This is a genomic window from Actinomadura sp. WMMA1423 (assembly GCF_006547145.1).
In the GTDB taxonomy this organism is placed as follows: Bacteria; Actinomycetota; Actinomycetes; order Streptosporangiales; family Streptosporangiaceae; genus Spirillospora.
In genome coordinates this window covers 4,067,824-4,088,629 of the sequence record NZ_CP041244.1, presented here as the reverse complement: position 1 = coordinate 4,088,629, position 20,806 = coordinate 4,067,824, and the positions used below count along the sequence as shown (strand labels likewise).

General features: G+C 70.4%; 16 protein-coding genes. 7 read left to right on the top strand and 9 right to left on the bottom strand.

Annotated elements, in window-relative coordinates:
• Positions 1-57 precede the first annotated feature (57 nt).
• From FKD65_RS18885 to FKD65_RS18875, 3 genes are all read left to right on the top strand, one after another.
• On the top strand, positions 58-1,074 hold the full coding sequence (locus tag FKD65_RS18885; RefSeq protein WP_205718706.1) for an AAA family ATPase: 1,017 nt from the start codon (positions 58-60) through the stop codon (positions 1,072-1,074).
• Positions 1,075-1,132: 58 nt separating this feature from the next.
• The gene (locus FKD65_RS18880; protein ID WP_141578750.1) at positions 1,133-2,998 is read left to right on the top strand and encodes a hypothetical protein; all 1,866 of its coding nucleotides are present in this window, start codon (positions 1,133-1,135) and stop codon (positions 2,996-2,998) included.
• 540 nt (positions 2,999-3,538) lie between these two features.
• Positions 3,539-3,925 (top strand): hypothetical protein, encoded by a 387-nt coding sequence (locus tag FKD65_RS18875; RefSeq protein ID WP_141578749.1) that lies wholly within the window; start codon positions 3,539-3,541, stop codon positions 3,923-3,925.
• 230 nt (positions 3,926-4,155) lie between these two features.
• Here FKD65_RS18875 and FKD65_RS18870 read toward each other — a convergent pair whose 3' ends face one another.
• The 9 genes from FKD65_RS18870 to FKD65_RS18830 form a co-directional block, all read right to left on the bottom strand.
• Entirely contained in the window at positions 4,156-5,586 is a 1,431-nt protein-coding gene (locus tag FKD65_RS18870; RefSeq protein WP_141578748.1) for a hypothetical protein, read from the bottom strand.
• Positions 5,587-5,746: 160 nt separating this feature from the next.
• The gene (locus FKD65_RS18865; protein WP_141578747.1) at positions 5,747-5,929 is read right to left on the bottom strand and encodes a hypothetical protein; all 183 of its coding nucleotides are present in this window, start codon (positions 5,927-5,929) and stop codon (positions 5,747-5,749) included.
• On the bottom strand, positions 5,926-6,927 hold the full coding sequence (locus tag FKD65_RS18860; protein WP_141578746.1) for a bifunctional lytic transglycosylase/C40 family peptidase: 1,002 nt from the start codon (positions 6,925-6,927) through the stop codon (positions 5,926-5,928). Before FKD65_RS18860 ends, FKD65_RS18865 begins: the two co-directional genes overlap by 4 nt.
• Positions 6,918-7,835, bottom strand: a complete 918-nt coding sequence (locus FKD65_RS18855) for a replication-relaxation family protein (RefSeq protein ID WP_141578745.1) — start codon at positions 7,833-7,835, stop codon at positions 6,918-6,920. Before FKD65_RS18855 ends, FKD65_RS18860 begins: the two co-directional genes overlap by 10 nt.
• Entirely contained in the window at positions 7,832-10,354 is a 2,523-nt protein-coding gene (locus tag FKD65_RS18850) for a DUF87 domain-containing protein (protein ID WP_141578744.1), read from the bottom strand. The genes FKD65_RS18855 and FKD65_RS18850 overlap by 4 nt, the downstream gene beginning before the upstream one ends.
• Positions 10,351-12,225, bottom strand: coding sequence for a VirB4 family type IV secretion system protein (locus tag FKD65_RS18845; RefSeq protein ID WP_141578743.1), 1,875 nt, complete (start codon positions 12,223-12,225; stop codon positions 10,351-10,353). Before FKD65_RS18845 ends, FKD65_RS18850 begins: the two co-directional genes overlap by 4 nt.
• Positions 12,225-13,223, bottom strand: coding sequence for a PrgI family protein (locus tag FKD65_RS18840; protein WP_141578742.1), 999 nt, complete (start codon positions 13,221-13,223; stop codon positions 12,225-12,227). The genes FKD65_RS18845 and FKD65_RS18840 overlap by 1 nt, the downstream gene beginning before the upstream one ends.
• Complete coding sequence (locus FKD65_RS18835) at positions 13,220-14,677, bottom strand: hypothetical protein (RefSeq protein ID WP_141578741.1); 1,458 nt, start codon at positions 14,675-14,677, stop codon at positions 13,220-13,222. The genes FKD65_RS18840 and FKD65_RS18835 overlap by 4 nt, the downstream gene beginning before the upstream one ends.
• Before the next feature lie 305 nt (positions 14,678-14,982).
• Positions 14,983-15,273 carry a pilin gene (locus FKD65_RS18830; protein WP_240810236.1) on the bottom strand — a complete coding sequence of 97 codons (291 nt, stop codon included), beginning with the start codon at positions 15,271-15,273 and terminating at the stop codon, positions 14,983-14,985.
• A gap of 830 nt (positions 15,274-16,103) precedes the next feature.
• On the opposite strand from FKD65_RS18830, the gene FKD65_RS46625 reads away from it, so the two are divergent.
• The 4 genes from FKD65_RS46625 (at position 16,104) to FKD65_RS18815 (ending at position 20,219) form a co-directional block, all read left to right on the top strand.
• Positions 16,104-16,892: a hypothetical protein gene (locus FKD65_RS46625; RefSeq protein WP_368367260.1), complete on the top strand. Its 789-nt coding sequence runs from the start codon at positions 16,104-16,106 to the stop codon at positions 16,890-16,892.
• Positions 16,889-17,773, top strand: a complete 885-nt coding sequence (locus tag FKD65_RS18825) for a TRM11 family methyltransferase (protein ID WP_368367259.1) — start codon at positions 16,889-16,891, stop codon at positions 17,771-17,773. Before FKD65_RS46625 ends, FKD65_RS18825 begins: the two co-directional genes overlap by 4 nt.
• A 469-nt stretch (positions 17,774-18,242) precedes the next feature.
• Positions 18,243-18,518 (top strand): helix-turn-helix domain-containing protein, encoded by a 276-nt coding sequence (locus tag FKD65_RS18820; RefSeq protein WP_141578739.1) that lies wholly within the window; start codon positions 18,243-18,245, stop codon positions 18,516-18,518.
• Complete coding sequence (locus FKD65_RS18815) at positions 18,519-20,219, top strand: tyrosine-type recombinase/integrase (protein WP_141578738.1); 1,701 nt, start codon at positions 18,519-18,521, stop codon at positions 20,217-20,219.
• Positions 20,220-20,806 lie beyond the last annotated feature (587 nt).

The following is a 20,806-nucleotide window of genomic DNA, read 5'->3' as shown; positions in this document are numbered from 1 at the left end:
GGTGAGATCGCCCGGAGTCTGGACCGGTCGGCCGGTGCTGTCGGTAACGCGCTGACCGTGCTGGCCGACCGTGGGCAGGCCGAGTTGGTGGCGACCGGGCCGCGCCGCTACCGGGCCACCGCCACTACCGCCGAGGCCCTCAAAGGCGGCGGCGCGTCCGCCGCCCGGCACGCGCGCCCCGCCACCGCCGCCGCCCCGAAGGCGGCACCCGCGCCGACGTCCGGCACGTCGGGCACTGCCGCAGCCTCGGGGACGTCGGCGAAGGGCGGGAAGGCGGTGGTCGGGCCGGTGGTGCGGCCGAACGGTCAGACCTACCATCCGCGCCGGTTGGCGGACCTGCCGGACGTGGCGGCGCTGCGGCGGTTGCGGGAGGCATCCATCCCCGCCCTGCTGTACGGGCCGCCCGGTACGGGGAAGACGTCCCTGGTCGAGGCGGCGTTCCCGGACCTGATCACGGTTGCCGGGGACGGGGACACCGCCGTCGCCGATTTCGTCGGCGAGTACACCCAGGCGCCCGGCGGTGGTTACGAGTTCGTCTACGGGCCGCTGATCACGGCGATGACCGAGGGCCGCGCGCTGCTGATCGATGACGCCACCCTCATCTCGCCGAAGGTGCTGGCGGTGGTGTACCCGGCGATGGACGGGCGGCGGCAGATCACCGTCAAGGCGCACAAGGGGGAGACGATCACCGCCGCCGAGGGGTTCTACGTGGTCGCCGGTCACAACCCCGGCGTTCACGGCGCCGTGCTCACCGAGGCCCTGGCCTCCCGGTTCGCCGCGCAAATCCGAGTGTCGACCGACTACGACCTAGCCCGCACGCTGGACATCGAACCGCGCGCCGTCCGCGTCGCGCGCAACCTCGCCCGACGTCAGGACTCCGGCGAGATCGGCTGGGCGCCGCAACTTCGCGAGCTGATCGCCTTCCAGAAGATGTCCGGGGTCCTCGGCCCCGAGGCGGCGGTGGCCAACCTTCTCGGCATCGCCCCCGAAGAAGACCGCGACGTGGTCGCCGAGGTCATCAGTTCCGTCTACGGACGCGCCGTCACCCCGCTCGCCCTCGGCCAGCAGATCTAACCCGCACCCGCCCGCACATCCCCCCACCCGCGCCCGCACGCACCCGCACGGAGGAACCATGGCAACGCACGTCATCCCCGCACCCACCGCCCCGCCCGCCGCCGCGCTGTCCGGCACCGGGGCGGGCGCTACCGCCCCCGCCGCCACGGTTGCGGCGCCCGCGCCGGTGACCGGCCTGGGCGGGGCGTGGCTGCGGCTGTCGGCAGCGTTCACCGACGCCGTCACCGACCTCACCGACCGCGAAGACCTCACCGTTCAGTGCGCGCCCGGTCTCGGGCGAGGCGCGCCCGGTTGCTTCGTCCCGTCGCTGGCCGCCATCGAACTCGACGGCACGCACCTGCGGCAGGACCCGGCCACATGCGCCCCGTCCTGGCCCGCCGACCGCGACCGATACCCCGCCCTATGGGGCGTCCTGACGCACGAGGCCGCGCACGCCACCCACACCAGGTGGGAAATCCCGGGCAACGCATCCGCCGCCGTGGCGGACGCTGCCCTCGCCTTGGAGGAATCGCGGATAGAGGCGGTTCAGATCCGGCGCCGTCCCGCTGACCGCCGCTGGCTGCGCGCATCCGCAACCAGCCTCATCCTGGCCGACTTCACCACCGGCCCCACCGCGCCCGCCACCGCCCCAGGTGGCGCGCCCGCGCCGTCGGGCGGCGCCTCGACCGCCCCGCCGGTCACGACACCGCACACCGCCATGACGCCGTGGAACGCCGGACGCGCCGCCGCGCTGCTGCTGGCTCGCACCGACGCCGGAATCCTCGAACCAGCAGAAACCAAGACTCTGGCCGAGGTCGTTCTCGACGTACTCGGACCGACCCGGTTGAGCGCGCTGGCCGCCCTATGGCACCTCGCGCACGCCACCGGCGACGACGACACCGCCACCATGATGGACCTGGGGCGGCGGTGGTGCCGCATCCTGGACGTCAACCCCGAACGCCCCGCCCCGCCCCCGCCGCCCGGAACACCGGGCGCCTCGGGCGACCCCTCCCCACTGGCCGAAGCCCTGGGCGCCACCATGGCCGCCGTTCATGCGGCCGCCGCCGAACCCGCCACCGGACCGCCCAACCCCGACCCGGCACAGAAGAGGCAACAAGAGAAGGACGCCCGCAAGGCCGCTGACCGTGCCGCCCGCCGCGTGTTCGCCGCCAGCACCGCCCCGACCGCTGCGCGCGGACGGACAGCGATCACCGGCACCCGCCCGCCCAACCCCGACGAGCAGGCCGCCGCCCGCCGCCTGGCCCGCCGGTTCCGCGCCGCCGCACACCGCGACCGTGTCACCACCACCCACACCTCGCCCACCCCGCCCGGACGCCTGTCCATGCGGGGCGCGCTGGCCGCCGACGCCCAGCGCGCCGCCGGTGTCACCCCGACCGCCGAACCGTTCAGCCGGACGGTTCGGCGTCACGTGCCCGCGCCGCCGCTGCGCGTCGGCATCGCCTGCGACGTGTCCGGATCAATGAACGCCCTGGCCGCGCCGGTGGCATCGGCCGCGTGGATCATGGCCCGCGCCGCCGGGCACCTCCCCGACGCCCTAGCAGCCACCGTCATCTTCGGCGCCCGCGTCCGACCAATCGTCCACCCTGGGCACACCCCGGCCGCCGTGACCGAGTTCGCCGCCCGCGACCCCAGAGAAGACTTCGTCCAGGCCGTCGACGCCCTCGACTCCGCCGTGGAGTTGACCCGGACCGGCGCCGCCCGGCTACTGGTGATCGTGTCCGACGGCATCTTCAAGGACGACCAGCGCGAAGAAGGCCAAAAGCGCATCGACCGCCTCACCGCCGCCGGGTGCGGTGTGCTGTGGCTGTCGATGTCCGGCCGCACCAAACCCATGAGGGGCGCGCACCTGGTCACCCTGACCGACCCCGCCGCAGCCGCCGACGCCATCGGCGCCGCCGCCGCACGCGCCCTCCGCACCGCCTGACCCGGCCGCCCGGTGCGCCCCCGGGCAGGGGCGCACCGGCCCGACCAGGCTCACCACGGTGGCATCCGCCCCCTGCAACCAGCTAGGACCGCCCGGAACGGCTAGGCATCGCTGGGCGCCGCCAATCCAAAGAAAGCCCCAACCTGACGAAGAGAGGCACACCGTGAACCGCATGGAGTCCTACATTCGTGACCGCCATGCGCTGCCCACCAGGGGCGTGCGAGGTAGCGGAGAACCTGTTCATAGGTCCAGACGGAGGAAAGGACATCGCTGCCGCGCTCGCCTTCGTTGCTGAGGCCCGCGCACCGCGAGCTGGTGGGGCGTGCCGGTCACGGCATCGACCACGAGGGTCTGGGCTCGGTCGAAGGCCCCTGATGCCCTGCGACACTGACCGCCGCGCCTGATCGACCGCACCATCCCGCGCCACGCGGACCCGTTCGTCCAATACTCCGCGCTGGCCTCCATCGAGACCGGCCAGACCTTCTACCGCGACACCGCCCACCCGGACGTCCTCACCACCCGCACCGAAAGGCCCAGCTCGTGAACCACCTTCGGCCAGCCCCAACCGAGCCCGAGTCGACCGGCACCTCCCTGATCCTCGAGCTGTGCGACCTCATCGGCGCCACCGCCAGACTCGATGAGAAGCCCCGCGACCGACACCAGGCCATGCAAGAGGTGGTCGCGGTCGCCTACCGTGTCGCCGCCGCAGCCGGTCCCGTCCTGGACGGCGAGGCTGCGCTGATTACTGCCCTGCGTGCTGCGGCTGCCGCCTGCCCGCCGATCCCCGAGTCGTGCCCCGGCTGCCAGAAGATGAGCGGCGCCCGGTGCGGGCACCACGTCGGGAGCACCGACGTCGCCGAGACCTACCACGAACTCGGCCGCGCTTTCAGCGGCCCTAGCTACGCCAACCCCCGGCAACTGCCCTGACGAGCAGACATCGGCAGCTGCCGACCGCCGGTGAACTGGCCCGGTGAAAGAAGTGCCACTCAGCACGTCATCGCGGCCAGCGGGACCTAGAGCCGCTACCCGGCCGCCCGGGAGGGGCATCATGACCTGCCCTCTGCCGCCTCGATGCGACGTAGCCGCCGTCCTTGGAGTCGTTCCCCGATCCGACACCGGCAGTCTTGGAGGGGCGTGGCGGCAGACGTTCATGCCTGCTACCAGGCTTCACCCCATCCGCCGAGGACCCTTATGCGATCCTCCAGATGGGCCTCACGGGACGTGCCGGTGAGCGACGCGGAAATAGCCCGGCGGGACCGGAGCGCCTCGACTGCGAGAACAAGGTCTTCAGAGTCGCTCGCCTTCTCGCCGGCCTCCGGATGACGCCACTCATCAAGTGTGAACAACGGCCTGGCGTCGGCGGGCAGGCGGAGTGTCTCTTTGAGCTGCTCAGCGGATAGGAATGTACGGTTGCTCAGTTCGCGTGCGTCGGTGAGCCGCAGCATCAGGGTCTCGAGCGGGCCGAGATGGTCACCGAAGTCGGGGTCCCGGACAAGGTCAACCCGCGCCTGCCCGTTCGGCAACTGCACGGTGCCGACGCTTCTGGTCCGCTGGATCTCCTCGGTCTCGTCCTCATTGAGGAGCTCGGGCCCGGCGTTCCAGATTGTCCCTGGAGTCATCCCGAAGCCGTACCTGTGCAGCTCCAGCCGTACGTTCTCCTCTCCCAGTCCGGTCACCAGCGACTGGAAGACCAGGCCATCGGTGCCGCCCGGGGTGATGAACCCGATCAGCCGCATCGCGGCACAGAAGTAGTTGGCGTTGTCCCACATCGGAAAGTCGAAGTCCGCGGAATGTTCGTCAAGCTCAGCGATCATTATTGGATCGCTCGGCGGTGCGTCGACCCACGGCGCGGCATCGAGTGCGGTTTGCATCCCCCTCGGAAGGGGCGGCGTCACCAGACCGAGCCGGTCGAGTAGGGCCTGGGTCGTGACCTCACCAACCGCAACCTTGAGCCGGTGCGTCGTCCCTCTGGGGTCGGTGTGGTGGAGCGTGCGGACCGTCTCCTTGGCGACCTCGTCCTCCGCGACCGCGTGCTTGGCGAGCAGCCGATGGCCTCGCTGCGGATGGCGGACGATCCACTGGCACAGGACCTCGACGTCACGACGATCCGGCCGAAACGAACCGCCATCGATCGACTCTGTCACGCCTCGGACCCTGGCGGCGATCTCAAATGCCTCCTCCGCGTCCGACGCCAGAAGACACGGCAGCACACACCAGGGGACGTTGTGCAGCACCCCGTTACGGTCCACCCGATCCGCGATCCACGGCAGGATGCCATCGCCGTAGCGCTCGACGAGAGCCAGGTTGTCCCGGCCGCGAACGTGAAATTCCCATTGCAGCCGCCGCGCGTGGCCGACGAACTCCTCTGCGTCTTCGAGACTGACCAGTGCCGCCCAGGCTAGGTCGGACTCCAGTACGAATCTGCCGCCGACGAGTGTCCCTTCCCCCTTGCGGTAGACCGACAGGCCGGAGAGTTGCGTGCGCGCCTCGTCCAGCGGCATCAGGCCGCGGTGGTCGCGTACGGGGAGCATGGCATCGTTGATGGCGGCGCGCAGGTTTTGATCAAGCGAGCCTTCTTCCTGATCCACCGTGGCCAATATACGGACCCACGGCCGCACCGGCGTTCAGGCTTATCTGCGCCGATGAGGCCATGTGCGGCGCCGCGCGCCACGTTGCGCCGATGGTGGCGCTTGCCTGGCTTCATTGGCCAGGGCATGAAGGGGCCGTGGCGATGGCTGGCTTCGAGGATCACTGTGGACGCTGCCCAGATAAGCCCCGTCCACGGTGAAGGGGACCGGCCGCGAAATCGCACCGGGCCCGCCGTGGGGAGCGGGCCAGGCCGAGTATGTGTTGGTAGGAGACGAGCGCGGCGACGACGGCGACCGCCACCACCGCCAGCGCCGTGGTCGCCTTGATCAGTCGATCGGTCACCGGTCGGCTCCTTTCCCCGGTGCCTTTGCTCGCCGGTGCGCGGTCGGTCGGGTGAAACCGAGCAAGGTGGAGCGGCGGTAGGACTGGACCTGCACCACGGTGCCGGTGTGCGGCGCGGCGATCATCTTTCCGCCGCCGATGACCAGGCCGACGTGCCCGGGATTATTGGTCGAGGTGCCGGGACCGGAGTTGAAGAAGACCAGATCCCCTGGCTGCTCGCGTCCGATCGGGATGCGAGGGCCGTACCGCCATTGCGCGCCGGACACGCGCGGGATGCTGATCCCGGCGGCACGGTAGGCGGCGTAGGTCAGGCCGGAGCAGTCGAAGGCGCGCGGTCCGGTAGCGCCCCACACATACGGCTTGCCGAGTTGCGCGCGGGCGAACGCAATCGCTCTGGCGGCGGCTTGACTGGAGGGCACCGCCGAGAAGGCATTGCCGCACCCTGCCCCCATCGCTGCCTCGGGCTGGCCAGTCCCGCCTCGGGCATAGGCACGAGCTTGTTTGAGGACTTGTTCCACGTAGGCGCGCGAGTGGTTGTACTGAAACAGCGCGGCCCGGACGCGTTCCGGTGCGCCGCCGTGTTTGAGGTAGCGGGCGGCGGCGGGGATCGCGTCGGCCGGATCGTAGACGTTCCTGCGGCCATCGCGATTGCCGTCGACACCGAACGCGGCCCACGTGCCGGGCATGAACTGCATGGGCCCGGCGGCTCCGGCATGGTTGCGGCCCGAGGCGATGCCGGGGCCGGCGCCGCGCCCGTGATCGGACTCGACCTTCCCGACGGCCGCCAGGATGTGCCACCCGATCCCGTACTCTCTGCCGGCCTTGAGGTAGAGGCTCAGATAGGCGGGCGGGATGTCGCTGACGGACCCGCCGGGAGCGGGCTGGCATGCACCAGCCCCAGTCCCGGTACCGAGGCCGGGGAGGACGGCGCCGAGCACGGCGACGAGCACGGCGGCCAGGCCGAGCAGCGCGGTCGCTGCCCCGATCACTAGCGGCATCGGTCGTTATCGGACTCGCGCCGCGGCGCGGTGCCCCAGAAGGTGGCCAGGTCGACGAGGCGATGCCTGCAGCCGGTGGCCCCGGCGAGCTGCCACACCCGGCCTGCTGGGCCGTCGGGTGAGGTGGCGGGCGTGTGGACGGCGGTGGCGACCGGGATCTCGGGGGTGCCGAGGAGACGGCGGAGGTTGGCCTCACGTTTGGGTGAGGGGAGCCAGAACAGGACGGGTGTGGTGGTGCCGGTGGCTTCGGCAAGGTCGGCGTAGCCGCCGAGTTTGGCGGTGACCCGCGCGAGGGCTTCGGTGCCGGTGTCGTGTTCGAGGAAGAAGTCCAGGGTGGCCGCAGTGCCGTCGGCGCAGGTCTCGGTCCAGCGGCCGAAGGCGTCCGGTCTGGCCAGGTCACCCCACAGGGCCGCGCAGCGGTGTTCCGACCACCACTGCTCCACGGCGCCGCCTTGACGCCGGGCGTGGGCGTGCAGCGAGACGAAGAACTCGTTCACGCCGATCTGGTGCGTGAGTCGGGGTGAGACGGCGATGGCGGTGGCGGCGTCCTGCCGGTAGCCAAATTCGGCGACGTTCTGGCCGTGCTCGACGGCCAGGACATGCGCGCCGGCCGGACCGAGGACCCAGTGCCAAGGTTTGGAGCCGACAGGTGCCCAGGGGCGGAACCGGAGGAGTGCGTGGTGGTGGTGCAGGTGGTTGAGGCGCTGCCGGGCCCTTTCCGGGGTGGGGAAGAACAGGCGGGTGAGTTGCCCGGTGGTCAGGACGCGGTGCTCCCAGACCAGGGCCAGCAGGTTCCGGTCGCGGGTGGTCAACCGATAGGCCAGTTCCGCGACCGCCTCGGCGGAGACACGCGGGCCGCGAATCTGGGTTCCGCGTAGCCGGGTACGGGTCGTGCGGGGTCGGGTCATCGCTGCTCTTCCTCTGCGGGCGGTGCGGCATCGGCGGTCGCTGCGGTCGGTCCATCGGGGCTGTGGGCTGGTGCGGATGGTGTGAGCGGTGAGGCGTCCAGGTCCCGCAGGCCGACTTCGGGGATGGAGCGTGCGGTGCGCTGGGGTGCGAAGCGTTCACGTGATGCGCTGCGGACTGCGCTTGCCCGTCCGGGGATCGCTTCGGGGAGTGGGCGGGTGCGGAAGGTGAAGGGCGGTGTGGGGGTGTTGCCGTCCATGAGCCGGGCGGCGGCTTGGTAGGCGCCGAGGTGGGAGAGGTCGTGCGGGGCCAGCAGTGGTGCGGTGTGGCGGGCAAGGTCGGCGGCGTCTTCGGGTGAGGCGGCGAAGTAGATCTTGTTGCGGGCATCGGCGGAGACGGCTTCGCGGAGGTCTTTGGGGAGCTGGGACAGGTGCTGGTGGGCGATGGTCAGGCTGAAGCGGTAGGCGCGGGCCTCGGCGAGGATGTCGCTGATCGAGCCCGGCAGGTTCAGGAAGTTGTGCGCCTCGTCGATGTAGGCGGCCGCGTCCGACCGCTCGTGCTCGGACTGCGTGGCGCGCGGGGTGATGGCCTGCCAGGTGTGCGCCAGCAGCAGGGACCCGAACAAACGGACCGCGTCCTCGCCGAGGACGCCTTTGGGGAGGCGGGCGAGGACGAGGCCACCGGAGGCGAGGGTGCCGGCGAGGTCGACGGTGGACGCGCCGCCGGACAGGGTGTCGCGGACGAATGGACGCAGCAGGACGGCGCGGAGCTTGTTCATGACGGGGCTTATCACCGAGGCGCGGGCGGCCGGGGTGAGTTCGTCGTAGGAGTCCCAGAACCCGCGCAGGAGTTCGTCGGTGAGTCGTGCGGTGACGCGGGCGCGGTAGGCGGTGTCGATGAGGAGTCTGGGAATGTCGCCGAGGGTGGCGCGGGTGCCGTTGACCCGGGTCAGGGTGAGGCAGGCGGAGCGGAGCAGGTCGTCCAGACGGGGACCCCAGGCCGAGGTGAAGCAGCGGCGGAAGGTGGTGACGATCGACTCGGCCGCGAACGCCGCGTCATGCCCGGCGAGCACGTTCAGGCACGGTGGCCGGCCCGGCGCGGCGGGGTCGAACACGACGGTCTGGCCGATGGCGCGTTCGGGGAGGCGGTGCAGGACGTCGGCGACCAGGTCGCCTTTGGGGTCGATGACCAGTGCGCCGCGTCCGGCGGTGGCGTCGGAGAGGATGAGGTTGGCCAGGAAGGTGGATTTGCCGACGCCGGTCTGACCGAGGACGTGCAGGTGCTGGCGGGCGCCCGCCACGGTGAGCCCGACCGGACGTGGCGCGCCGGCGTCGGAGTCGCCGAGGACGCGGATGCCGGGACCGGAGACGGGGATCGCTGGTGAGGGCGCGACAGGGCGGGCGCCTGCGCGGGTGACGCCGGGCGCGGCCAGGTCGTAGGGCAGGTGCGCGATCGCGGCGAGTTCGGCGACCGACAACAGGTAGCCGCGGTGCAGTCGCCGCTCGGCCAGCCGGGTAGCTGGCGAGCGGAGTCGGCGGCGGCATAGGTACTGGTGGCCGGAGGTGAACAGCGCGAACGTTGAGGCGGTCTCGTGGGCGTGTGCGCGCAGCCAGCCGCTGGCGATCTGATCGGGGTGGCGGCTGGCGGCGCCGTAGCGGATCTGGACCTCAAAGCGCGGCTGGGCGGCTTTGCCGAGGACCGCGCGGACCTGTTCGGCGCGCTCGGGGTGCTGGCGGGTGAGTTCGCCGGGGTTGCGGTGCCCCGACATCCCGGGGGTTACCAGGTCGAACAGATGGCCTTGGGGAGCATTGGAACGGGCACCGCGCAGTGCGGACGCGGCGCGATGGGCCTTACCGAGGCGGCGGCCGGTGGCGGGACGGGCCAGGATCTGAACAGCAAGGTGTTCGCCTTGGGCGAGCCCGGACGCGGTTCCTAGCAGTCCCCGTAGTGGGTCGGCGTCGTGGTCGCTGGTGAGCGGGAAGTGTTCGGGCCTGGCTGGTACCAGCCGCCCGCCGGCCGTCTTGTACTTCTGGTCGAGCGGGAGTGGTGGGGTGGCGGGGCGGGTGGTGAGGGTGGCGCCGGGCCAGGACGCCCGGACGGTCTTCTCGACTATTCCAGGCGGGATGGTGCCGGGGACCCAGATGTGGAAGCGGACACCGTTGTGGTCGGCGCGGTACTCGAAGGCCAGGTGCGGCTGCCCGAAGATGAGGCGCTTCCAGCCGGGGTGGGTGAGGCCGACGAGGCGGGCCCACCAGGCGGCGGCGCTCGCCGGCTCCACCTTCGGCGGCACCGCCACCTCGATCAACCGTGCGCCTGGGATGAGTCTGCTGTTGCGCCAGTCCCACACCACCCAGCGGACGCTCGTCCAAGCGGCAGCGGCGCCCATGATGCCCAGTGCGGCGACGGGGCCGTATCCGGTTGCCGCGTCGATGAGCCGGTGCGGAGCGTGTTCGAGGCTCGACAGCAGCCCGCACACGCCCGCGCCGCTGGTGGCGTCCTGGAGAAAGGTCGTGTGGGTCATCGTTTACCGGTCTCCGTGTCCGTGAGTGCTGTGGCGTCGCGGAGTTCGGTGCGGGTGGCGAGTTCGGCGGGGTCGGTGGTGACGAGTTGGTGTTCGTGCGGGCTGGCGATCGCGCTGAACGCGGCCCGGTCCGAACCGGCGCCGGTTCCGCACAGCAGGCCTTGGCCGCGGTCGGCGGCAAGGAGAAACGTCTTCTCGCCCTCGGTGAGGTCGAAGGCGTCGGCGATCTGGTCGATGGCCTGGGGTGCTTGGCGGAGCAGGATCTGGGTGGCGGAGTTGGCGACCACGGCCCGCCCCAGATCAGTGGAGAGAAGGTCTCCGGCGTCCTGGGTGACGACGGCGAGGCCGGCCCAGTGCTTGCGGGCGGACTTGGCCAGCCGGTACAGGAACCGGGCGCCCTCGTCCTCGCGCATAAGCGTCCAGGCTTCGTCGACCACGACCAGGCGGCGGCGCCGGTCGGTCGGGTCGGCGACGGTGCGCCAGATCGCGTCCAGGGCCAAGAGCATCCCGACGGTGCGAATTTCGTCGGGCAGGTCCCGCAGCGAGAACACCACCAGATGCCCGGCCGGGCGAGTCGTGGTCGGCCCGGCGAATAGGCCGCGGTAGGAGCCGGAGGTGTAGGGGGCGAGGCGTGCCGACAGGTCAGCCGCCGTGGCTGCTTCCGGAGCATCCGATTGTGCGACCTCGTCGAGCTGGGTGGTGAGGTCGGCCAGAACGGGGACGGGACGCGCCCAGGTGCGGGGGCCGGAGCCGATTCCGCGCGCACGGTAGGCGGCCAGCACCGCGCGGTCCAGAACCGCCCGCGCCGCTGGAGCCAGCGGCTCGCCGAGCATCGCAGCGATCAGGGTCTGGAGGAACAGTGCACGGCGGATGAGAGTGTCCTCGCCCTGGCCTTGTGGGAGGTCGAAGGGGTTGAAGCAGACACTGGGCGAGCCGAGCGGGATGCGGGTGCCGGCGACGTGGTCGCACAGGCGCTGGTACTCGTCTTCGGGGTCGATGACGGCGACGTGGACGTCTTGGTACAGCAGGCGGAGGGCTTCGAGTTTGGTGAAGTAGGACTTGCCGGCGCCGGAGCGGGCGAGGGTGACGGAGTTGTAGTTGTCCTGGGCGAAGCGGTCCCACACCACCACCCCGGAGGAGTAGGCGTTCAGCCCGTAAAGCACCGGCGTCTCGCCCAGGACCGGTTGCAGGTCGGGTGAGGTGAAGGGGAAGGCGGCGGCGAGCGCGGCGGTGTCGAATACCCGCCGGGCACTGATCGAGTCGCAGGCCAGGGGCAGGGTTGAGGTCCAGCCTTGCAGGGCGCGGAATGTGGTGGGCTGGGCGTCCAGCAGCAGCGAGGCGGCCAGCGCCCGCACTCGCTGCACCTCGTCCTCCAGTACACCCGCGTCTGGGGCGTGCACGGTCAGGTACAGCCCGACGCGGAAGAGGCGGCCGTGGCCGCGGGCGAGGGAGGCGGCGAGTTCGGCGGCGTCGTCGGCTGCGGCTTCGGCGGCGAAGTCGGCCAACCTGCCTTGCTGGGCGTTGGCGCGTGACGCCGACTCCAGGCGGGCGAGTTGGCGGCGGAGCCGTTGCGCGGCGATCAGCGGCGGGATCGGGTCGATGTGCAGGGAGACGTCGAGGCGTCCGGGGTAGGTGAGCAGCGGCTCCAGCCAGCCCGCGCCGACCTCCCTCGGGTACCCGGTCACGGCGAACGACGCGCACACCCCGCCGGGAAGTTCCAGCGATCGGGCATTGACGCGCAGCGCTAAGGGACCCAGGCCCAAGTCGTCTAGGCCGCCTCCACGGCCGTTTTCGGCGAGAGGATCGTCCGGCGTCTCGGGCTGGGTGGTGTGGGTGAGGGCGCGTGAGAGCGCACCGAATGAAGGTCGCATCAGCTCTCCTGTTGGTGAGTGATCACGTCGCCTGGGGCCGTGTTGTCCACAAGCTGTGGTTCGCCTGGGGATAGAGAGTCGGTCAAGACGGCAGTGGCACTTCCGGCGTCCAGAACTTCGGCCGGAACGGCAAGCGCGGCCAGGGCGTGCACGGCCTCGGCGGCGCGCCGCAGCGCGACCGCGGCTGCTGCCTCGCGTCCCATTCGGCGGTGTTTGTTCTGCCGCCATGGGAGGACGGACGCCGGGGTTGAGGATGCGATGTGGCCGGTGATGACGATGAGGACCTGCCGGATGAGCAGGTCGTGTGCGGCGCCCAGGTCGGTGAGGAACGCGGCGTGCGCGCAGGCGGCCTGCTCCAGTGCCGGGTCGGGCAGTGCGGGCGCGTGCTGGGTGATGTGGTCGGCCAAGCCGGTCAGGTCGACCGGACGGGCTTGGACGAGGATCTGGACGGGTGCGTCCAGGGAGTTGAGCCAGCGGCTGAACACCGCCACCAGCCCGGCCTGCTCGCCCGGGGTTCGCAACCCGAAGGTGAGGGTGCCGGCGCGGACGATGACGGCAACACCGCCACCGGCCAGCTCCAGCGCCCCGTCTTCCCGGACCGCGCGGACGGGCAACCTCAAGGGTTCGGGGAGACGTCCGCGCATCCGGCACCAGGCCGGTGGCGGCTGCACCGGCCCTGCGGAGGTGACGCGTTCCTTCGCCGCACGCGTGTGGCGGAGGGCAGCGAGGGTGTAGCGGTCGAGACTCATGCCGTCGTGGCGGGCGACCGCCAGTACGAACCCGGCCGCGACGACCGGCACCAGCACCGCGACCAGGACCGGAAGCGGCACCAGCGGACCGAAGGTGAGGAAGACCCACAGGCACGCGGCGGCGGTGCCGGCGAGGATGCCCAGTTGCCGGGCGGTGAGGCCGTAGAGGATCTTGTCGGGCTGGTCGACGTCGGCGGGGATCTTCACGCTCATCGGCGGCTGGTCGTGCTGCTGGTGGCGTGTGCTCATCGACGCCTCCTGGACTTCGGCGGGTCGGTCCACAAGGTCAGCTGCCGGCGTGGGACGGGCCGCTTCGGCATGCCAGGCAGCATCAGCTGCCCCGACCGCACCCGCGGCCGCCCACCCGGCACCGCAGCTCGGCTCGGTGAGGGCGTCCGTGGCAGTCGGGTGACCGGGATGGGCAACGCCAGTTGCGTCGGCCGACGCGCCGCGTTCGTGCCAGCGGGGCCGGATGCGGCCGGGATCGGCAGTGCGAGTTGCATCGGTTGGCGGCCTCCTTGCCTGTCGCGGTCGGGTTCGGGTGGCTGGCCTGGCGGCATCGGGATCGCTCCAGGCGGCATCGGGGTCGCTCCGGCGGGCAGCGCCGGTGGTGGATCGTTCGGACGGGGCAACTCCGGCGGCGGCGCGTGCTGCGCGTCAGTCGGTGCCAGGGCCAGGCGGGACTGACGCAGCAATGCCGACGGCTGTCGAACCGGCGTCGGGGGCGGCGACGGAGCGGGGGAGGGAGGCGGTGGAGGCGGAGGTGGGGACGATGGGGTCCAGAATTTGGGAGTGGGAACGCGGCGGCGCATCAGGGCGCCCAGACCGCGGTAGAGGATGAGGCTTTTGACCATCCCGGTCAGAGCGCTGGGCTGGGCGGCGCGCCAGATGGTCCGGGCGACCCAGGAGGGGACGCGGGCCATGATCCATAGCAGGCACAGCGCCAGCAGTAGATCGACCCCGGTCCCCGAGACGATCCCGGGGAAGTGACCGCCCGAGTCGTTGTCGGGCTGCTTGACGTCGGAGAACAGCAGCCGAAACGCCGTCGCCAGGACCAGGGACTGGCAGACCCCGATCGCCAGAACACCGGTGATGCTGCGCCACCACAACCGGGCCAGCCCGTCTGTGATCGGCAAGGCGTGGAACATCAACGCCACGGGCGCGGCGGCGATCAGCACCATGGTGAGCGCGATCCGGACGATGTAGATGAACGCCACGCACACCGCCAGCACCACCACGCCCAGCCCGATGAAGATCGTGAACGGCTGATTGGGGACCAGGCTCGCGACGAGATAGGCGGAGATCGCCTTGGCGACCCGGCCCGGGGCGACCGCCTCGCCTCCGGCGCGCAGGAACGCGGCGGACAGGCCGTTGGCGAAGGTGATCATGTACCCGATCAAGATGAGGCTGAGGTTGGAGGCCAGAAACGCACCCACCAGCCGCGCCACCAACTGCCCGGGCGTCAGTTCACTGCCGGGAAGTGAATGCCCGGCGATCAGCAGCACCCCGCCCGCGGTAATGATCAGCACGTAACAGGTGTTGGCGATGGTCTGCGACACACTCCACAGGTCCTTGGCGCGCGCCATGTCGGGCGAGTCCAGCGGCGGGGTGCCCAGCACGGTCTGCGCCAGCAGGTCGCAGATCGGCTTGGCCGCGCTGGTCACCAAGTCGGCGAACCAACCGTTCACCGCCTGCTTGGCCATGCAGCCCACGTCCATGAGCCCGCACCCCGCCCCCTCCCCACCGCGAGGGTTCTGCTCGCCCGGAGTCGCCGGGGCCGGCGAAGGAGTCGCTCCCGCAGGATGAGACGGGAGCCGAGACTCAGACGGTACGGCTGGTTGAGGCGAAGACGAGGGCGGTGTAGGAGTTGGCGCGGGATCGACCGCACCCCAGACCGGCCCGGCCGCCACACACAGCACCACACCCGCCGCCAGCGCCCCCAGCAGCGCTACCGCGATAGCGGACGCCACGGCCCTACACGGCCAAGCGGACGGGCTCCTCTTGCTGGTCACGGCGCGCCGACGATGCCCTGGAGGATCTTGACCAGCAGCGGCGCCAAGACCGCGACCGAGTACCCGACCGCGGCATACCGCAAGGTCTTCTTGGCCGCCTCAACCTCGCCAGGGTCGCCGCCGGCCAGCATGTACCGGACCCCGCCGATGGTGGCGAACAAGGTCGCCAACCCCACCAGCAACCCCACGATCACATTCCGCAGGTTGGTGATCACCTCATCCAGCGAGGCCGCCGCGGCGAGGTTGGTGCTGGCGTCGGCGACACCGGGCACCAGCAGCGCGGTCATCACGCATCCGGCCGTCCACACCAGGGACGCGGACACTAGCCGCCGCCGCGATGGCCGTGGCCGGAGCGGTACTCGGCTGCCTGCGGAAGGCTCGGACGCGGTGGCATCAGGCCGCTCAACGGTGTGGCTGTCCACGTCTCGGTTTCGGGTGGGCCACTCCGGGACGAGTCGTTGGAGGGTTCGGTGTGAGTACTTGCGGGTGCGCATGGCAGCGTCTCCAAAACCTCGATCGATGGAATCGGCTGCCAGCCGGGCGATCAACCGGGGAACGACGCGGCCTCGGGCTGCGGGCGTCCTCCTTGACGGGACTGTGGGACGGATGATTGCGGCGGGGACCGGGTATCTGGCCGTCCGCCCGAGGGCCGCACCGTTCACCGGTGATCTCGACTGGCACCCATGAAGCACCGCCGAACAGACCGAAATTCACAGCCCACCCGGAATCCTTGATCCAGGCTTGGGTTGCCCAGAGGACGGTGCGCCCCACCCGAGAGCCTCAGCGAGCCCCCAAGCCGCCTGGCTTTTCGGGCCTCAGAGCCAGCAGGGATATGAGCGCCCGGCCATGAGCCGGTCGGCCGCTCTTGACCGGATCTTTAACCGGCCGATCATGAAAACCAGGCCCCTAGACGGTGCTTTATCGGTGCACGGGGATCGGGTGGCCGTCTCGGGTCACCCAGCGCATGAACCACACACCGTCCAACCCGAACCACCCGCCCACCAGCAACAACCGGCCCGCCAGCGAGCGGCGCATGGTCCCGCTGACCGTCTGGCTGTGCTCGGACCCTCCCAGTGAGGAGCCGTCGCATCGACCAAGTGCCCGCTCAAACCGAGAGATGTCCGATACCGCAATCTGCGTCCAGCACCGCCGGACCATCGGGCGAGAACTGGCCCAGCACCTGATCAGTACCTGCACCCACGAAGGGGCAATGGTCGTCGAAGGCTTCACTACCAGCGAAGCCACCCTGATCACAGCCTCCGAACTCGACCGCCGCGCCCTCGCACTGGTCCCGCACTTTCCACTCGCCCAGTACATCGGCAACCGACTCCGCGTCACCCTCGATCAGCGACAACTGACGCGAGTGCAGATGCGCCCCGTCCGGCCCGACCAGATGGCCAAGGGCCTGGCGGACCACCTCGGCCAGGTGTCCCTGGTCATCGGTGCCCCGCCGCCCTACGAGACCGGTGGCCACCGTCCCCGCCGAGTCGGTGAGCCGCGCTGCCCGGCGTGCCGCGCGGACTTGTGGATGCTCTCCAGCGAGCAACTCGGGCTGTTCATGGCAGCGGCGTGGAGGGTGCTGGCTCCCGACGGTGTCCTGGCAATGATCACGACGACCCGCCACCAGGCCGGACGCCTCATCGACCCGGCGCCGCGCATCATCCGCCACGCCCAGAGCCTGGGATTCCGCTACGCCCAGCACGTCATCGCGCTGCGCGTCCCGATCGAAGGCGACGCACTGGTCGTCCAGGCGGGTCCCACCGACCTCGCGCAACTCCGCGACACCAGTTCCAGCGCCCTCCCGCCTACGGTCGGCGTCCACGCCGCGGTGTCCCTCTTCGGCAAACCTCAACAGCCCGCGAGTCCACCTGGTCCCGACGGCCCGTACAGCGGGAGGACCCGATGAACCACGAAGACCTCTCCCGCGCCCAGGCGTTGCCGTCGGTGCTGGCAACCGGTCAGCGCCCGTCCCGGCTGCAGCGCCACGGCCGCTACACGCCCGAGTCGATGCGCCACCCCGGCAAGATGCTGCCCGCCATCGCCTCCACCGTCATCAAAGCGTTCACCCATCCCGGTGATCTGGTCATCGACCCGATGTGCGGAATAGGCACCACCCTGGTCGAGGCCATCCACCTCGGCCGCAACGCCGCCGGCGTGGAGTACGAACCCGACTTCGTTCACCTCACGCTGGACAACCTGCGCCACGCTCACACCCAAGGCGCCACCGGCACACCCCAACTGGCGTGCGGAGACGCCCGCAACATCGCCACCATCTACCGCGCCCTGCACGGCAAGGCGGCGCTGGTGCTCACCTCACCGCCCTACGGCTCCCACACCCACGGGCACATCCGCTCCGGGCGCGACAACGGCGGCGGAAAGATCGACAAACGCCACCACCGCTACTCCACCGACCGCGGCAACCTCGCCCATCAGCCCCTACCCGGCCTTCTGGACGCCTTCGGCCGCATCCTCGCCGGCAGCGCCACACTCCTGCACCCCGTCGGCGTGATCGCCGTGACCACCCGCCCAATCCGGGTCAAAGGCGAGCTGATCGACCTGCCCGGCCAGGTCATCGACACCGCCCAACACCACGGTCTCGCCTTGATCGGACGGTACGTCGCCTTGCTCGCGGGTCTACGCGACGGCGGTCTGGTCAACCGGGCCTCCTTCTTCCAGATGCTGGAAACCCGCCGCGCCCGCGACCGCGGCATTCCCGCCTGTGCCACCGCCCACGAGGACCTTCTCCTCTTCCGACGCACCACCGACCTGCGGGAGGCGACCCGATGACCAACAACCGGTACGGCGGAACTGCAGGGCGAGGCCGGGTCGTGGAACTGCTGGCCAGTCTTCAGCTCTGCCTGTGCGGGCGGTGCGGACGTGCCCGCTACGCCAGCCGCCGCACCGCCCGGCACGCCGCCCGCATCGCTGCGCCCGGCATCAGGTTGCGCGCCTATCGATGCGGCGACGCCTGGCACCTGACCGTCCCGGCAGGCCGTCCGCAGCTCATCGCCCCACCGGTAACGATCCTTCAGGTGACGGACCATCGCGGTGGTGGCCTTGACCAATGGGGGCGAGGCGAGCGTCGATACGGGCGCTCCGCACTGGCCGGACACGCCCGCCCGCGTGGCAGGGGACTCTCGCCCGGCTGCTGGAGCGGCTATGACCCGCTGGAGGACGCCCGTGACACCCGCACTGCCGACGCCCGCCCCTGGGGGCCTCCCGGCCCGCGTGGGGCGGCGCCGGCTGCCGGAGGTGCATGGTGAAGCCCGGACTGACTCCAGCGGAACTCCGTTCGCTGCCCGTCACCATCGACCTGGTCACCGCCGGACGCGCGTTCGGCATCGGACGCACCAAGGCCTACCAACTCGCCCGCACCGGGGACTTCCCCTGCCGGGTGCTACAGGTCGGCCAGAGCTACAGGGTGTCCACCGCCGACCTGCAGGCCACGTTGGGCTTCAGCCCACAACCGCCCGCCAGTGGCGACCAGTGCACCAACGCCGGGCAGCCTCCCAACAGCGAGGCAGAGGGCTGAATGACCGCCAAAGGAAGCACGTTCAAGACCTGCGGATGCCGCGACGAACACGGCAAACGACTGGGGGTGAAGTGTCCGAAACTGCGGCGCGGTAACGGCCGGTGGAGCAGCACCCACGGCTCCTGGGCCTTCCAGTTGGAACTGCCACCCACCGCAGCGGGCACACGACGCAGCCCACTACGCCGTGCTGGATTCGTCACCCAGGACGCCGCGGAGGCGGGCCTCAACCAGGCCAAGGAACTACTGGCCATCGCCGCCGATGACCCGACCGCCCAAGTACAGATCGCGGACCTGATCACCACGACGGTCCGAGCCACCAAGGCACTGCCGGAGCCGGAGACGGTGCGTCGCAAATTCCGCGTCGGGCAGGACCTGTCCCGGTCGGTCACGGTGGGGGAGTACTTGGAGACATGGCTGGCCGGACGCCGCAACCTACGCGAGGGAACCCGCCGCAGCTATGCCCAGCACATCAGCCTCTACCTCAAACCCCACCTCGGGCACATCCAGCTCGAGCGGTTGCGTGTCCGCGACGTCGACCGCATCTTCGACGCCATCGATGAGCTCAACCAGCAGATCATCCGCGCCCGCGAGACCTGCGACCCCAGACTGCGCGCCAAGGTCAAAGGGCGGCGCGTGGTCAGCGCGGCCAGCAAGCAGCGGATCCGTGCAACGCTGCGCGCGGCGCTGAACAAGGCGATCCGGGAAAGACTCATCGAGATCAACGTCGCCTCCCTGGCAGAGCTCCCGTCTGGGAAAGCGCCCAAGGCCCTGGTGTGGACCGACGAACGCATCGCCCAGTGGGAACAAGACTTCGCCGCGCACGTCCAGACGATGAACGCGCGCCGCAGGCGCATGTCCAAGCTCGAACCGCACAAGCGGATCGGGGACCGGATCAATCGGCTGGACGCCTACATCGGCGCTCCCCGCCCGTCCCCGGTGATGGTGTGGACCCCGGCCCTGACCAATAAGTTCCTCCAGCGGGCCCGCCGCCACCGCCTATATGCCCAGTTCCATCTGATCGCCTTCCGTGGCCTGCGGCGCGGCGAATCCTGTGGCCTGCGCTGGTCCGACCTCGACCTGAACGCCGGTACTGCCGCGATCCGCTGGCAGATCACCCAGATCGGCCCCGACACCTTCGAAGGCAAACCCAAATCCGAAGCCGGAGAAGCCACCATCAGCCTGGACTCGACCACAGTCAAAGAACTACGCGCCCACAAAGCCCGGCAGAACACCGAACGCCTCGCCGCAGGCGAAACCTGGACCGAGACCGGCTTCGTCTTCACCACACCCACCGGTCAGCCGGTCAACCCCAACGACGTCACCGAACAGTTCGAACAACTGTCCATGGAGGCCGGGCTACCACCGATCCGGTTGCACGACCTCCGCCATGGCGCAGCCACCTTCCTGCTGGCCGCCGGATACGACATGAAGGTCGTGCAGGAGACACTACGGCTCTCCTCCATCTCCATCGCCTCCGACATCTACACCAGCGTCCTGCCGCAGTTGGCGAGCCAGTCCGCCGAAGACGCCGCCGCCATCGTCCTCAACGCCGACCACTCACTTAAGCGAAACGGGATGTCCGCCTTGCAAGACCGCGCACAGCCCAGACCCGATGACGCGGGTGGCCACAAAACCGATGCCGGGCCGCCAGTCAGCCGTGGTGACGGGGCCGACCCCAGCACCATCGTCGAAGCGTCCTGACAGGCGGACCAGCGCTGGATCGTCCCCCGCTCACCGGCCGAAGTAGCCACGCAGAGCGGCGACACACGCCGACTGGTGGGTGGCGTCGCCCGAGGTGCACGGCGAGGGTGGGGCACGCCTGGCAGGTGCATGCTGCCTGGCTAGGGGCTCACACCCGGCGCTTGCCGGGGTGTGAGCCCCGTCTGCGTCGGGCCGCTGCCTTCCCCGGAACCGTGACGGCGACGATGCCGCATCTCGCAATGGGGAACGGAGCTGATTGAGATGTCTGGTCTGTCTGTGCGTCCACTGCCTGGGCAGGTCGCAGCGCCGGCGCCGGCGCGCCTGCCCCGCCACCGACATCAACGACGGCGAGGGGGTGAACACGGCCACCGCGGCACTGACCACAGGGGACACCATCAGCGTCTACGGTCGCGACGGCGATGCCGACTTCGAGGGCGCATACGCCACGGCTCGTCCTGCTCAGGCGGTGTGCGCGCGTGCAGACCTGACGAAAGACCGTTGACCGTCTCCTTGACTACCAAGCCTCAGACGACACTGGTACCTGCCCGCACCGGATCTGGGCATCGTCCGCGATGGTCCAAAGTGGC

Coding starts and splice junctions, on each gene's coding strand:
- FKD65_RS18880 (WP_141578750.1), top strand. CDS start 1,133: ATGGCAACGCACGTCATCCCCGCACCCACCGCCCCGCCCGCCGCCGCG.
- FKD65_RS18860 (WP_141578746.1), bottom strand. CDS start 6,927: ATGCCGCTAGTGATCGGGGCAGCGACCGCGCTGCTCGGCCTGGCCGCC.
- FKD65_RS18855 (WP_141578745.1), bottom strand. CDS start 7,835: ATGACCCGACCCCGCACGACCCGTACCCGGCTACGCGGAACCCAGATT.
- FKD65_RS18850 (WP_141578744.1), bottom strand. CDS start 10,354: ATGACCCACACGACCTTTCTCCAGGACGCCACCAGCGGCGCGGGCGTG.
- FKD65_RS18845 (WP_141578743.1), bottom strand. CDS start 12,225: ATGCGACCTTCATTCGGTGCGCTCTCACGCGCCCTCACCCACACCACC.
- FKD65_RS18840 (WP_141578742.1), bottom strand. CDS start 13,223: ATGAGCACACGCCACCAGCAGCACGACCAGCCGCCGATGAGCGTGAAG.
- FKD65_RS18835 (WP_141578741.1), bottom strand. CDS start 14,677: ATGGCCAAGCAGGCGGTGAACGGTTGGTTCGCCGACTTGGTGACCAGC.
- FKD65_RS18830 (WP_240810236.1), bottom strand. CDS start 15,273: ATGACCGCGCTGCTGGTGCCCGGTGTCGCCGACGCCAGCACCAACCTC.
- FKD65_RS46625 (WP_368367260.1), top strand. CDS start 16,104: ATGTCCGATACCGCAATCTGCGTCCAGCACCGCCGGACCATCGGGCGA.
- FKD65_RS18825 (WP_368367259.1), top strand. CDS start 16,889: ATGAACCACGAAGACCTCTCCCGCGCCCAGGCGTTGCCGTCGGTGCTG.
- FKD65_RS18820 (WP_141578739.1), top strand. CDS start 18,243: ATGGTGAAGCCCGGACTGACTCCAGCGGAACTCCGTTCGCTGCCCGTC.
- FKD65_RS18815 (WP_141578738.1), top strand. CDS start 18,519: ATGACCGCCAAAGGAAGCACGTTCAAGACCTGCGGATGCCGCGACGAA.